9 protein-coding genes are annotated in these 13,909 nt (G+C 63.0%); 6 read left to right on the top strand and 3 right to left on the bottom strand.

What is annotated here, in order from left to right; genetic code table 11:
- Positions 1 to 22: 22 nt before the first annotated feature.
- A complete protein-coding gene (locus QOV41_RS05195; RefSeq protein WP_284579985.1) occupies positions 23 to 685 on the bottom strand; it encodes an AprI/Inh family metalloprotease inhibitor in 663 nt (220 codons plus the stop codon).
- Between the two features lie 144 nt (positions 686 to 829).
- Positions 830 to 1,057, bottom strand: a complete 228-nt coding sequence (locus QOV41_RS05190) for a hypothetical protein (protein WP_284579984.1) — start codon at positions 1,055 to 1,057, stop codon at positions 830 to 832.
- Between the two features lie 186 nt (positions 1,058 to 1,243).
- On the opposite strand from QOV41_RS05190, the gene QOV41_RS05185 reads away from it, so the two are divergent.
- The 4 genes from QOV41_RS05185 to QOV41_RS05170 are packed head-to-tail and all read left to right on the top strand — an operon-like array spanning position 1,244 to position 7,003.
- Positions 1,244 to 2,338, top strand: a complete 1,095-nt coding sequence (locus QOV41_RS05185; RefSeq protein ID WP_284579983.1) for a microcin C ABC transporter permease YejB — start codon at positions 1,244 to 1,246, stop codon at positions 2,336 to 2,338.
- A gap of 8 nt (positions 2,339 to 2,346) precedes the next feature.
- On the top strand, positions 2,347 to 3,480 hold the full coding sequence (locus QOV41_RS05180; protein WP_415926744.1) for an ABC transporter permease: 1,134 nt from the start codon (positions 2,347 to 2,349) through the stop codon (positions 3,478 to 3,480).
- On the top strand, positions 3,477 to 5,099 hold the full coding sequence (locus QOV41_RS05175; protein WP_284579980.1) for an ABC transporter ATP-binding protein: 1,623 nt from the start codon (positions 3,477 to 3,479) through the stop codon (positions 5,097 to 5,099). Before QOV41_RS05180 ends, QOV41_RS05175 begins: the two co-directional genes overlap by 4 nt.
- Before the next feature lie 50 nt (positions 5,100 to 5,149).
- On the top strand, positions 5,150 to 7,003 hold the full coding sequence (locus tag QOV41_RS05170) for an extracellular solute-binding protein (RefSeq protein ID WP_284579979.1): 1,854 nt from the start codon (positions 5,150 to 5,152) through the stop codon (positions 7,001 to 7,003).
- 70 nt (positions 7,004 to 7,073) lie between these two features.
- Here the strand turns inward: QOV41_RS05170 and QOV41_RS05165 are convergent, their stop codons facing one another.
- On the bottom strand, positions 7,074 to 7,304 hold the full coding sequence (locus tag QOV41_RS05165; RefSeq protein WP_284579978.1) for a DUF378 domain-containing protein: 231 nt from the start codon (positions 7,302 to 7,304) through the stop codon (positions 7,074 to 7,076).
- Positions 7,305 to 7,620: 316 nt separating this feature from the next.
- On the opposite strand from QOV41_RS05165, the gene QOV41_RS05160 reads away from it, so the two are divergent.
- Together QOV41_RS05160 and QOV41_RS05155 are read left to right on the top strand one after the other, a co-directional pair.
- Positions 7,621 to 9,498, top strand: coding sequence for an autotransporter assembly complex protein TamA (locus QOV41_RS05160; RefSeq protein ID WP_284579977.1), 1,878 nt, complete (start codon positions 7,621 to 7,623; stop codon positions 9,496 to 9,498).
- The gene (locus QOV41_RS05155) at positions 9,498 to 13,835 is read left to right on the top strand and encodes a translocation/assembly module TamB domain-containing protein (RefSeq protein WP_284579976.1); all 4,338 of its coding nucleotides are present in this window, start codon (positions 9,498 to 9,500) and stop codon (positions 13,833 to 13,835) included. Before QOV41_RS05160 ends, QOV41_RS05155 begins: the two co-directional genes overlap by 1 nt.
- The last annotated feature ends 74 nt before the right edge of the window (positions 13,836 to 13,909 follow it).

Below are 13,909 nucleotides of genomic sequence, written 5' to 3'. Positions count from 1 at the left end.
GCTGAACGAATACCTGTCCAGCTTAGCGCGACATGGAGATAGCCTGGCCACCGCTGAGCGTACCGATATAGCGGCCGGAATTGGGGGCCAGGAACGCGGCGATATTGCCGTTTTCATCATAAAGCTGCAGCTGCGAGCCGACCTGCTGCCAACCACTGACGCCGGCCAGCGCCGGAACCGCGCAGCCTGGGGCCGAGGCACGATAGTGGTTCGTGCCGGTCTTGGTGGTCATCGGCAGGTTCAGCCGGCAGGTTGCAGCACCCGCTGTGACGTTCCACACGCCTTCAGGTCCGGTACCGACGCCGGCACCCATGCCCGAGCTGACGCCAAGCGAGGTCGGCTGCCCGGTCGGCCCAAGTGTCACGAAGGAGCCGTTGGAAGCCACCTGCGTGCTGGTGCCACCGGGGCCAGGCATGGTCGTGGTCGTGGTCGGCGGGATTGCGGGAACCCCGCCCATCACCGGCTGACCCGAAAGGCCTGGGGCCGGAACACCGGTGGCACCACCAAGAACGGGGAGCGTGCTTTGCTGCACGCTTGACTGCTGCACGGGCGCGATCTGCTGCTGCGGCGCGCCGATCGTGTTGAGATTGGCGGTATTCGAGCCAGTGGACTGACACCCGGCCACGAGAAGCGCGATTGCCGCAAGTCCTGCCGCGGAAAACGATCCGCGCATCCAAACCATCATCGGTCTGCTCCTGCCCTAAGGCTTAACAAAAGGTTACTGTGTGGCCGGCTTATAGCCAAAGCCCTGAAGTCGTTCAACTGCCGCCCGCCCGGCACGTAAGGCTCACCATTGTGGCCGATTTGAGGGGCAACGCATAGGGGGCGCTTACGATCCGCTCATCTCCCGCAACAGATCGCGGGCGAGCAATCCGGCGTCGCGCGCCTCCTCCTCGGGCACCTGCACAGGCACGCCGTCCGGTCCAAACAGACCGCTGATACCGGGCAGTCCGCCCTCGGGGCCTTCCAGGGGATGAAAGCCGTGCGCCCGCAAGGCGGCGACCAGAACGCGGGCGGTGGACAAGGAGTCGGCTAGGGCAATGGTTTCATAGGACATGGTCGGCTCCTTTGACGCCGATGGTGGCCTCCCCCCGCCCCGAGGGCAAGCGGAAACGGCGCTGCTGCGGCCTCTTGCCTTCACCAAACTGTTGCACTTGCCGACAAGTCGTTTCACCCTATGGTGATTTGCTGCCGCAACTACTGGCGGGGTTAGCTTAGGCAGAATGCACCTGCCGGAGACTTGATGGGCGCTTATATCCTCCGCCGCCTGCTGCTGATGATCCCGACCGTGTTGGGGATCATGGCGATTTCGTTTCTGATCACCCAATTCGCTCCGGGTGGCCCGGTCGAACAGGCGCTCGCCAATCTTTCGGGCCAGAACAACTCCATCGCCGAACGCATCACCGGCAGTTCGGCTGGAGATTTCGCCGGTCAGCCGGGGCAAGGCAACGAGTCGGGCTATCGCGGCAGCCAGGGCCTGCCACCTGAGCTGGTGGAGCGGATCGAGCGGCAATTCGGCTTCGACAAGCCGCCGCTGGAGCGCTTTGTCAACATGCTCTGGAATTACCTGCGCTTCGACTTCGGCGAGAGCTACTACCGCGACATCTCCGTCATCGACCTCATCCTCGAAAAGATGCCCGTCTCGATTTCGCTCGGGCTCTGGATGACGCTGATCGCCTATGGCATCTCCATTCCACTGGGCATCAAGAAGGCGGTCAGCGATGGCTCGCGCTTCGATGTCTGGACCTCCACCATTGTCATCATCGGCTACGCCATTCCCGGCTTTCTGATCGGCATCATGCTGATTGTTCTCTTTGCTGGGGGCAGCTTCTGGTCGATTTTCCCCCTGCGCGGGCTGACTTCGCCCGGTTGGGAGAGCTTCCCCTGGTGGCGGCAGGTGCTCGATTATTTCTGGCACCTGGTCCTGCCCATCATAGCGATGGGCCTGGGCGCCTTTGCCACCACCACGCTTCTCACCAAGAACTCGTTCATCGATGAAATCGGCAAACAATATGTCACCACCGCCCGCGCCAAGGGCCTGACCGAGCGGCAGGTGCTCTATGGCCATGTGTTCCGCAATGCCATGATGCTGATCATCGCGAGCTTTCCGGCCGCCTTTATCGGCGCCTTCTTCAGCGGCTCGCTGCTGATCGAAACCATCTTCTCGCTCGATGGGCTGGGCCTTCTGGGCCTGCAATCGGTGACGACCCGCGACTATCCGGTGGTGTTTGCCACGCTCTATATCTTCAGCCTTCTGGGCCTCGTGATCTCGTTGATTTCCGACCTCGCCTATATGTGGGTCGATCCGCGCCTCGACTTCGAAAGCCGCGAAGTATGAGTGAGGTCATGACCCGTCAGGCCGCCGTGTTGGAAGCGCCCCGCAACCGCTTTGTCTCGCCCCTCAATCAGCGCCGCTGGGACAATTTCCGCCGCAACCGCCGTGGGTGGTGGTCGCTTTGGATCTTTCTCGCGCTGTTCCTGGCGACACTGGGCAGCGAATTCATCGCCAACGACAAGCCGATTGTCGTGTCCTACAAGGGCGAGCTGCTATTACCCGCTTTCGTTGACTACCCCGAATCCCGCTTTGGCGGCTTTCTCGCCATCACCAATTATCGTGACGAGTTCATCGCCGACGAGATCGACGCCAATGGCTGGGCTATCTGGCCGCCCGTGCGCTTCAGCTACGCCACGGTTGACGGCTTTCTGCCCCATTCGGGCGCAGTTGCCCCAACCTGGACGATGACCCAGGAACAATACTGTGTCCGCTATCCGCAAGGCGCCGCTGACCCGAACTGCCACTGGGGCAATTACCATTGGCTGGGCACTGACGAGCGTGGTCGGGATGTGCTGGCGCGTCTTCTCTACGGCTTCCGCATCTCCATACTCTTCGGCCTGACGCTCACCATCCTCTCATCGGTCATCGGCGTTGCCGCCGGCGCGGCACAGGGCTTTTTCGGCGGCTGGGTGGACCTGCTGGGCCAGCGCTTCATTGAGATCTGGACGTCCGTCCCCGCCCTTTACCTGTTGCTCATCATCTCCAGCGTCATCGCGCCCAGCTTCTGGGTGCTGCTGGGCATTCTGCTGCTGTTCTCTTGGGTGTCGCTGGTGGGGATTGTTCGGGCCGAATTCCTGCGCGCCCGCAATTTCGAGTATGTGACGGCCGCACGCGCGCTGGGCGTCTCCAACGGCACCATTATGTGGCGGCACCTGCTGCCCAATGCGATGGTGGCGACCCTGACCTTCATGCCGTTTATTCTCTCGGGATCGGTGGTGACGCTGACCTCGCTCGACCTGCTCGGCTTTGGCCTCCCGCCGGGATCACCGTCGCTGGGCGAGCTTCTCGCCCAGGGCAAGAACAACCTCCAGGCGCCGTGGCTGGGGCTCACCGGCTTTTTCACCATCGCCATCATGATGACGCTGCTGGTTTTCATCGGCGAGGCGGTGCGCGATGCCTTCGATCCGCGAAAGACGTTGGCATGACGGCGCCCCTGCTCTCCATCCGCGATCTCAACATCCGCTTTGGCGCACATGGGGCCGTGCGCAATGTGTCCTTTGACATCGCACCTGGGGAAACGCTCGCCCTCGTCGGCGAAAGTGGTTCGGGGAAATCGGTGACGGCTCTCTCGGTGCTCAAGCTGCAGCCGCGCGTAGCGACGCTCGAAGGGCAGATCGCCTTCAAGGGCACGGACCTAGTCACGGCACCCGATGCCGAGCTGCGCGCCATTCGCGGCGACCGCATCTCGATGATCTTTCAGGAGCCGATGAGTTCGCTCAATCCGGTGCATACGGTCGAGCGCCAGATCGGCGAAGTGCTGGCCATCCATCGTGGGCTGCGCGCCAGTGCAGCCCGAGAGCGCACGCTCGAACTGCTCGAGGCGGTGGGCATCCCCGACCCGGCCACCCGCCTCGCCGCCTATCCGCACCAGCTTTCGGGCGGGCAGCGCCAGCGCGTGATGATCGCCATGGCGCTGGCCAATGAGCCGGACCTCTTGATCGCCGACGAGCCCACGACGGCGCTCGACGTGACCGTGCAGGCGCAGATCCTCATGCTCCTCAAGGATTTGCAGCAGCGGCTCGGCATGGCCATGCTCTTTATCACCCACGACCTGGGGATCGTCCGGCGTATCGCGGATCGGGTCTGCGTCATGACCAACGGGGAAATAGTCGAGGCGGGTCCGGTCGAGACCATCTTCACCCAGCCGCAGCACGCCTATACCCGTCATCTGCTGGCCGCTGAGCCCAAGGGCAGCCCGCCGGTGTCGATCCCCGACGCGCCCACAATTGTCAACGTCGCCGATCTCAAGGTCTGGTTTCCCATCAAGCGCGGCCTGCTGCGCCGCACGGTGGGACATATCCGTGCCGTGGATGGCGTGGACCTTTCCATTCGCCGTGGCGAAACGCTCGGCGTGGTCGGCGAAAGCGGTTCCGGCAAGTCGACACTGGGCTATGCGCTTTTGCGTCTCATTGCGTCCGAGGGGCGCATCATTGTCCTTGGCAAGCAAGTGCAGTCCCGCTCCTGGCGTGCCATGCGGCCGCTCCGGTCCGACATGCAGATCGTTTTCCAGGACCCGTTCGGCTCGCTCAGCCCCCGCCTGTCGATCAGCGAGATCATCGGCGAAGGCCTCAAGGTGCATGCCAAGCGATTGAGCGCCGCCGAGCGCGAGCAGCGTGTGGTGCGCGTGCTCGAAGAAGTCGGCCTGCCGGCAGAGGCCCGCTTCCGCTATCCGCATGAGTTCTCCGGTGGCCAGCGCCAGCGCATTGCCATCGCGCGGGCACTCGTGCTCGAGCCCAAATTCCTCGTGCTGGACGAGCCGACCTCGGCGCTCGACGTCTCCATCCAGGCGCAGGTGGTCGATCTCCTCCGCGCCGTGCAGGAGCGGCATGGCCTCACCTACCTGTTCATTTCGCACGACCTCAAGGTTGTGCGCGCCCTCGCCAACAGGCTGATCGTCATGCGCAACGGCAAGGTCGTGGAAGCAGGCGCCGCGCACGACATCTTCACCTCTCCCCGGTCCGACTACACCCGTGCCCTGATGGCCGCAGCCTTCGACATCAGCACACTGGAAACTGATCGCTCCCCCACTTTGACGCCGCAGTAAATACCCCTAGTCTGCCGTCATAGAACTGACATCTCGCCTGGAGCCCGCTCATGAAGTTCGCCGCCGCCCTTCTCGCTACCGGCATGGTGTTCACCAGCCTGGCTGCTCCCGCAATAGCCCAGACGCCTACCGGCGTTTGGACCCATGCCTTCACGCTGGAAGGTGAACCCAAATATCCCGCGGACTTCGAGCACTTCGACTACGTCAATCCCGATGCACCCAAGGGCGGCACCGTCCGGATGGGGGATATGGGCGGCTTCGATACCTTCAACCCGATCCTCCCCAAGGGCGAGCCTGCAGGCGGTATCGGCCTCCTCTACGAGACACTTATGACCCCCTCGTTGGACGAGGTGAACACCTATTACGGCCACCTCGCCGAGGCGTTGATGATCGCGCCCGATTATGGCTCGGTGACGTTCCGTATCGATCCCGACGCATATTGGCACGATGGTGAGCCAGTGACCGCCGAGGACGTGGTCTGGACCTTCGAGAAGCTGCTCGAGGTCAACCCCGACCGGCAGCAATACTATGCCAATATCGAATCTGCCGAGGTAACCTCTCCCGGGGAAGTCACGTTCACCTTCAACCAGACCGGCAATCGCGAACTGCCTCTGATCTTGGGTCAGCTCATGGTTCTGCCGCAGCATTGGTGGGAGGGCACGGACGCGCAAGGCAACGCCCGCGACATTGCCCAGTCCACCCTGGAGCCGCCGCTTGGCTCGGGACCCTACCGGTTGGACAGCTTTGATGCGGGCCGCACCATCACCTATGAACGGGTGGAGGACTACTGGGGTATCAATGAGCCGACCGAGGTGGGCCACAACAATTTCGGCACCTACCAAATCGAATACTTCCTCGACATGACGGTTATGTTCGAGGCCTTCAAGGCTGATCAGTTCGACTGGTGGTATGAAAATCAAGCCGCCCGTTGGGCCAACGCCTATGACTTTCCCGCCGTGGAACAGGGACGGGTCATCAAGGAGGTTTTCCCGCAGGACTACGCCAATTCTGGCCTGATGATGGGCTTCGTTCCCAATCTGCGGCGCGACAAGTTTCAGGATCCGCTAGTGCGCGAAGCTCTCAACTATGCCTTCGATTTCGAGGAACTGAGCAACACGCTCTTCTTCAATCAATATGATCGCATCGACAGCTATTTCTTCGGCCTGCCCTTCAAATCCAGCGGCTTGCCTGAAGGCGAGGAACTGGAGGCGCTCGAAACCGTACGCGACCAAGTGCCAGAGAGCGTCTTTACCGAGCCCTACACCAACCCCGTCAGCGGCGATCCCGGCAAGCTGCGAGCAAACCTCCGGCAGGCGCTGCAATTATTTAACGAGGCTGGTTACACGCTGGAAGGCAACCGTCTTGTGAATGGAAACGGGGAGCAGTTCGGTTTCGAGATCCTGCTCAATGGACCCACGATTGAACCGGTCGCCCAGAACCTAGCGACCAATCTCCGCCAGATCGGCGTGGACGTCTCGCTGCGAACCGTTGACAGCCCGCAATATATCAACCGCACCCGCTCGTTCGACTTCGACGTCATCTATACCGGCTGGGCGCAATCCTGGTCGCCGGGAAATGAGCAGCGCTTCTTTTTCGGCTCAGCGGCAGCCAATGAGGAAGGTTCGCAGAACTATGCCGGCATCGCCAATCCGGCGATCGATGCGCTGATCGAGCAACTGGTGGTGGCCGATGACCGGGAGAGCCAGGAGGCGATCACCAAGGCGATTGATCGGGTGCTGCTCGCCAACCACTACGTCGTCCCCAGCTACACGCTACGCGCCTCCCGCGTCGCCCGGTGGGACCGCTTCAGCCATCCCGAAAACCTGCCGGAATTCTCCAACGGTTTTCCTACCATCTGGTGGTGGGACGAGGCAAAGGCAGAGCGGACCGGCGGCGCTCGATAGCGCCGCGGTCCGCATCCATTCTCAGGGCAGGGCTGTCGCTCCGCACCCGGACCGACAGCCTTTTAGTTTTTTAGTGGCGGCCGCGCTCGGCGTGCACTTCGTCGCTGGACATTGCCTTGAAGAACGGCACCAGCTGGTAGAGAGCAGAGAGGCCAACAAGGACGTAAACGATGCGAGCGAGCGGTGAATCCACCCCGCCAAACAGGCCAGCAACCAGATCGAACTGGAATGCACCCACCAGCAGCCAGTTGATACCGCCGATGATGATCAGCAGAAGCGTAATAAGATTTAGAGCTTTCATTCTAAGGACCTTCCCAAGTGCAAACTGTTACCTGACAAATCTCTTACGGGCACTTTGTTCCATTGGTTCATTTGGACTGTGCCATCGGCGCCACGATTCAGCCGCTTCTTAGGGCGCTGCACAACTTTAGGGGTGTCTATCATCCCGCTGCAGCCTTAAACTCGCCATCGATGTGACGCCGGCTGGCGCACTCGGCAGCCGGGGTGAAGACACTTAACCCTATCTTATGGCCCCAGGGGCAAACTGAGCGTCTGCTGCGGCAGAGGCGTAACGGGCGGGAACTGGTCCACTGCATATCGCGCGTTTGGTATCGAGTATGAGCGCCCTGTGCGTTGCCGCCACACTGATGACGGCGGCACCGGCAACTGCGTTTGAGCTTTTTGGCATCAAATTCTTCGAGGACGAGAGCGCGGTCGACGCAGTTATCGCCGACCCGCAACCCTATGTGCTCGATGTCTCGGTAAATGGTGTGGGCGACGTGGTGGATGCCGTCCGCAATGCCTCGTCACTCGTGGCCGGGCAGGATGAGCCCGCCTCAGGCGCCGCCGGCCTACTGGCCACAGCCCGAGGCGACTATCGCCGCATCATCGCCGCCCTTTATGACGAGGGCTATTATGGTGGCGTGGTCAGCATCCGTGTCAACGGGGTGGAGGCTGCCACCCTGCCCCCTGACACCAATCTGCCCGACCCGGTTCCGGTGACGCTGTTCGTCGAACCCGGTCCGCTCTTCCGCTTCAACCGCGTGGTGCTGACTAACACGGCCCCACCTACCACCGACCCTTATGACTATGTCGAGCCGCCGTCGAGCGTCGGGCTCGCCGCTGCCGAGATCGCCAGCTCCAGCGCCATTCTTCGTGCCGAGCAGCTCGCTCTCGAGGCATGGCGTGAATTGGGATATCCCAAGGCCAGCATCGCCGGCCGCGATGTGGTGGCTGACCATGCGACCGGCACGGTCGATGTCGCACTTGAGATCAATCCTGGCCCCTATGCCGCTTTCGGTCCGGTCAGTGTCGTCGGCACCGAGCGCATGAACCCTGCGTTCGTGCGCCAGCAGACGGGCCTCGTCGTCGGGGAGGAATACGATCCCGACGAGATCGACCGGGCTCAAGCCCGAATTGATCGCCTGCAGGTCTTCCGCTCGGCGCGGTTTGAAGCTGCCGAGGATGTGGGCGCCGATGGGCTGCTCCCCTATGATTTGATTGTGCAGGAGCGTCGGGGCCGCCGCTTCGGCGTGGGCGCCAGCTATTCCACCGTGGATGGTCTGGGTGCCGAGGCTTTCCACCTCTGGCGCAATCTGTTCGGCCAGGCGGAACGGCTGCGACTCGATGCCCGGGTCGCCGGCATCGGCTATCCCGTCGACACCGCCGAATTCGACTATTTCTTTGGTGGCACGTTCACCAAGCCCGGCTTTCTGCACCCCGACACCGATTTGGTGGCGTCCATCGCCGCTGAGCGCAACGTCTATCCACGCTATACCGAAATTTCCGGCAGTGCCCGGTTGGGCCTCACCCACTTCCTGTCCGACCAGATCACCGTTTCGGGCGGCGCCGAATATGAGCGCAGCCGGTTCGAGGATGTTTTCGGCACGCGCGACTTTTCGATTGCCGGCGTCTATGCCGGTGCCACGCTCGATTTCCGCGATGATACGGTTGATCCCACCTCGGGCTGGTATGTCCAGGCCGATGTCGAGCCCTATTACGAGTTCAACTACGACAATCCGCAGGCGCGGGTGATCCTGGAGGGCCGCACCTATTTCGGTTTTGGCGATGAGGATCCGTTCGTGATCGCCGGCAAGCTGCGCGGTGGTGCCCTGCTTGGCCCCGACCTCAGTCAAATACCACCCGACAAGCTGTTTTTCGCCGGCGGTGGCGGATCGGTCCGCGGCTATGGCTATCGCTCGATCGGCGTTGAGGATGGCTCGGGCGACGTCACCGGCGGCCGCTATCTCTTGGAAGCGTCGGTGGAAGCGCGCGCCAGGATCAACGAGACCTTCGGCGTGGTCGGCTTCCTCGATGGCGGCTATGTGGCTGCCGATACCTTCCCCGGCCTGGAGGATCTTCGCCTCGGCGCGGGTGTCGGTGTGCGCTACTATACCGGCCTCGGCCCACTCCGGCTCGACATCGCCATCCCGCTCAACAAGCGGTCCGGCGATCCTGACTACGCCATCTATGCCGGCATAGGGCAGGCTTTCTGATGACCATGATCCGCTCCACTTCGCGCACCCTGGCGCTCTGCATTGCCCTCTCCAGCCCTGTTGCGGTGCCCGTCATTGCGGTCGCTCAGGACAACCCGCTGGAAATGGACAATGAGGAGCAGAAGGACTGGCTGACCACACTGGTGCAGGATCGTCTCTCGACGCCCGAACGTCAGATCAGGCTCTCCAATATCGACGGCGTTCTCGGCTCCAATGTGCAGATCGACGAAATCACCATCGCCGACGACGAGGGTGTCTGGCTGCGCGTCAACAATGCGCGGCTCGACTGGAACCAGGCCGCCCTGCTGTTGGGCCGGCTGGAAGTCGAGACGCTTGCAGCCGATTCCATCGAGTATCTGCGCAATCCGAACCCCAGCGAAGCCGTCGACCTGCCAGCACCCGAAGCAGGTACCTTCCAGGTGCCCGAGTTTCCTGTCGCTGTTAACATCGAGGAAGTGACGGTTCCCCGCGTCACCTTTGGCGAGGACGTTTTCGGTCTGGGCTCCGAGATCTCCCTGACCGGAGGCCTGACACTGGAGGACGGCAATCTCGACACCAGCCTTGACATCGTGCGTCTGGACGGACCGGGCGGCACGCTTGATCTCGACGTCGCCTATACCAACGAGACCAACGTTCTCGACCTCAGCCTTGCCCTGGTGGAGCCCGAAAACGGCGTCATCGCCAACCTGCTCAATATCGAGGGCCGCCCGGCTGTCACGCTGACCCTGGCTGGCAGTGGTCCCGTTTCCGATCTTGAGACCCAGCTCACCCTCGCGGCCAACGGGCAGACAGCGCTGAGCGGCGTTGCCACCATTTCGCAGGTCGCTGAGGGCTTTCAGGTGGACGCCGATGTGGGCGGCCCCCTTTCGACCCTGGTCGCCGAACCATACCGGCCGTTCTTCGGTCCAGAGACGGCTTTGTCCGTGGATGCTCTCGTCCGGGACGAAGGTGGCTTCTCCATCAGCAACCTCCAGCTTTCAGGCGGCCAGCTCAACCTCGAAGCGGCGGCTGAAACGACGGCAGATAATTTCCTACGCACGCTGGCGCTCAACGCCAGCATTGCCGACCCCAATGGCGGGCCCGTCACCCTGCCGGTGCCCGGTGCATCAACGCAGGTGGAGTCCGCTCAACTGGTCATCGCCTTTGGCGGCGAAACCGAAGAGGAGTGGACCTCGGTTCTCTCGGTCGAGGACTACCAGACCGATGGCTTTGCAGCCGATCGCGTCGCCCTCAATCTGGGTGGCGTCGCCGCCAACCTCTCCGATCCAGAGACACGGCGACTGACCTTCAACGGTGATGGCACCATTTCAGGCATCACCGCATCGGAGGAAGTGGAGGCCGCCCTGGGCAACTCCATCGATATCGGCATTGCCGGGCTCTGGAATGCCGGCGAACCGGTGCAACTGGCCGAGTTCCGGGTAGTCGGCGACGCGCTGACCGCCGTCCTCAATGGCATTGTTGATGGCACCGATTTCCACGGCGACATCGCGCTCGAGACATCCAGCATTGCGCCATTCTCCGGCCTTGCGGGCCGTGACCTTGACGGCTCCCTGTCGCTTGCCGCCACCGGCTCGCTGATGCCGCTGACCGGCGGGTTCAGCCTGACGCTCGATGGCACCGGCACCGATCTCTCGATCGACGACGCCGTGGCCGACGATCTTCTCGCAGGCACAGTCACCCTGTCGGGCCAGATCGCTCGCACCGAAGCCGGGTTCATGGCCGACGAATTCCGCATTGCCAACCAGCAGGTGCAGATTGCGGCGGACGGCACCTTCTCAAGCCAGCAGGCCGACTTCGCCTTCAATCTCGATCTGGCCGAGCTGGCCCTCCTGACTGATCAGGCGACTGGCGCGCTGTCGGTTGTCGGTACCGCCCAATCGCAAGAAGGCGAACCGCTCATTCTGCGCCTTGATGGCACTGTTCCCTCTGGCACCCTGGCTGGCCGCTCGGTGCGCGACGCGACGATCGGATTTGATGGCGCCCTTGATGGCAGCAATCTGGGCGGCACGATCGATGGCTCGGCCATGCTCGAGGGCCACCTCGCCCAACTCTCCGCCGACGTTTCCGTCACCGATGAAGCTCAGAGCCTGCAAAATCTCGACTTCGCCGTTGCGGGTACCGATATCGAGGGGGCCTTTACCCGCGCGGCCGACACCGGGCTCATCGATGGCACCTTGCGCGTCGACGCCAGCGACATTTCCCTTGCAGCAGCCCTGGCGCTGCAGGAAGCCAGTGGCGGTGTCGATGCCGTTGTGGAACTGGGCGCCACCGGTGGGCGGCAGGATGCAACCGTCGAAGGCACCCTGCGCGACTTCAGCGCCGAGGGTATAACCATCGGATCGGCTGACATCAGTGCCAGCATTGCCGATCTCTTCGGCGTACCCATGATAGATGGCTCGATAAACGGGTCGGACATTGCCGCTGCCGGCGTCGACATTGAGACGCTCACAGCCACCGCCAACCAGAGCGGCGGGTCGACCAGCTTCGATGCCCAGGCACGCCTTGCCACCGGCACCGATGTCGATCTGGCGGGGACGCTGACCTCGATCGAGGACGGCTACCGCCTCGCCATAGATCGCGCCCAACTGGCCCAGGGAGATCTCTCCGCCCGCCTCGCGCAGCCGACGGTTCTCGAAGTAGCCGGCTCCAGTGTCGGGCTGAACGGCATCCGCTTTGATGTGGGTTCAGGCTCCATCACCGCCACGGGCACTGCTGGCGAAAACCTCGATGTCTCCCTCGACGTCAATGCCCTGCCCCTCTCGATCGCCAACACGGTGGCTCCCGATCTAGGGCTCTCCGGCACCCTGACCGGCACGGCCCAGATCAGCGGCAGCGCCACCGATCCGGAAGTCAGCTTCCAGGCCCAGGCCGCAGGCGTCGATGCCGCCGCCATCGGCGATCTCGGTATTGCACCGCTGACCGCATCGGCAAGCGGCAGCTATGCTGACGGCACGGTGCGACTGGCTTCGCTCTCGGCCACTGGTTCGGGCGGGCTGACCCTGTCGGGCTCCGGCACTGTCCCGCTCGATGGCAGCGGCCTTGATCTTTCGCTGACCGGTTCGGCGCCCCTCGCCTTCGCCAACCGCTTCGTGGCGGAGCGTGGCGCCCAACTGAGCGGCACCGTTACCCTCGACGCCAATGTCACCGGCAGCCTCGCCAATCCGCAATTCAGCGGCACCGTTGCCACCAGCAATGCCGGCTATGTCGACCCCGAGCTCAATCTGCGCCTCGTGGGGATCACCGGTTCGGCAAGCCTTAGTGGCGACCGGCTCGTCATCAACAATCTGGGCGCCAGCCTCGCCTCCGGCGGCACGGTCAGCGCCTCGGGTTCGATTGGCCTCAGCGGTGGTTTCCCGGCCGACATCCGGATCGCGCTCAATTCGGCGCGCTATGCCGATGGCAATATCTTCGTTGCCACTGTCACCGGGGGGTTAAGCCTCACTGGCAACCTCACCGGCACGCCACTGCTTTCGGGTGACCTCTTCGTCGAGGAAGGCAACATTACCGTGCCCGAGCTCTTCGGCGGCGCCGCTGAACTGATCGATGTCGAGCACGTCAACACGCCCCCCGCCGTCGAACGGACGCTTGAGCGCGCCCGCATCGATGAATCGGGAGCACCCGTCCCGCAGGACCGCCCGCGCGGCCTCCTGCTCGACGTGAGGCTTAACGCACCCAACCAGGTGTTCATCCGTGGTCGTGGCTTGGACGCCGAAGTCGGCGGCTCGGTCCGCCTGATCGGCCCCATCGGCGATATCCAGCCCGTTGGTGGCTTGTCGTTGATCCGCGGCCGACTCGATATCCTGGGCCAGCGCATCGTCTTTGACTCTGGCACCGTGACACTGGTGGGCGATCTCGATCCCTTCATCAATCTGGTGGCCAGCACCGAGGGCGACGACATCACGGTTTTCATCACCGTGTCGGGTCGCGCCTCCGATATCGATGTCACCTTCACCTCCGACCCCGCTTTGCCGCAGGACGAGGTGCTGTCGCGCCTCATCTTCAACCGCTCCATGGGCGAGCTTTCCCCGCTCCAACTGGCCCGTCTGGCCGGCGCAGCCGCGAGCCTTGTGGGTGGCGGCGGTGGCGGCCTTACCGACAGCCTCCGTGGCGCGGCTGGACTTGCCGATCTCGACATCGTCACCGATGACGCGGGCAATGTCGGCGTCGCCGCCGGCACCTATATCCAGGACAATATCTATCTGGGTGTGCAGGCCGGCGCGGGCGGAACCTCGCGGGTCACCATCAATCTCGATGTCACCGATGATCTGACCGTTAAGGGGGCCGCCGCGCAAAACGGGGAGTCGAGCGTCGGCGTCTATTACGAGCGCGACTACTAGGGGCGGCGGTTGACGGGAGCGGCCCTGCCGGTACAACGTCCTCGCCTCCTCTGACCCAAGCCTCACGGACACAA

The organism is Devosia sp. RR2S18 (assembly GCF_030177755.1).
In the GTDB taxonomy this organism is placed as follows: Bacteria; Pseudomonadota; Alphaproteobacteria; order Rhizobiales; family Devosiaceae; genus Devosia; species Devosia rhizosphaerae.
Note: the sequence above shows the minus strand (reverse complement) of the source record. Positions and strands in the feature narration are given on the sequence as shown.

What these genes read in the sequence shown, in the direction of transcription:
- QOV41_RS05190 (WP_284579984.1), bottom strand. Translation starts at nt 1,057, where the DNA reads ATGTCCTATGAAACCATTGCCCTAGCCGACTCCTTGTCCACCGCCCGC.
- QOV41_RS05170 (WP_284579979.1), top strand. Translation starts at nt 5,150, where the DNA reads ATGAAGTTCGCCGCCGCCCTTCTCGCTACCGGCATGGTGTTCACCAGC.
- QOV41_RS05195 (WP_284579985.1), bottom strand. Translation starts at nt 685, where the DNA reads ATGATGGTTTGGATGCGCGGATCGTTTTCCGCGGCAGGACTTGCGGCA.
- QOV41_RS05185 (WP_284579983.1), top strand. Translation starts at nt 1,244, where the DNA reads ATGGGCGCTTATATCCTCCGCCGCCTGCTGCTGATGATCCCGACCGTG.
- QOV41_RS05175 (WP_284579980.1), top strand. Translation starts at nt 3,477, where the DNA reads ATGACGGCGCCCCTGCTCTCCATCCGCGATCTCAACATCCGCTTTGGC.
- QOV41_RS05155 (WP_284579976.1), top strand. Translation starts at nt 9,498, where the DNA reads ATGACCATGATCCGCTCCACTTCGCGCACCCTGGCGCTCTGCATTGCC.
- QOV41_RS05160 (WP_284579977.1), top strand. Translation starts at nt 7,621, where the DNA reads ATGAGCGCCCTGTGCGTTGCCGCCACACTGATGACGGCGGCACCGGCA.
- QOV41_RS05165 (WP_284579978.1), bottom strand. Translation starts at nt 7,304, where the DNA reads ATGAAAGCTCTAAATCTTATTACGCTTCTGCTGATCATCATCGGCGGT.
- QOV41_RS05180 (WP_415926744.1), top strand. Translation starts at nt 2,347, where the DNA reads ATGACCCGTCAGGCCGCCGTGTTGGAAGCGCCCCGCAACCGCTTTGTC.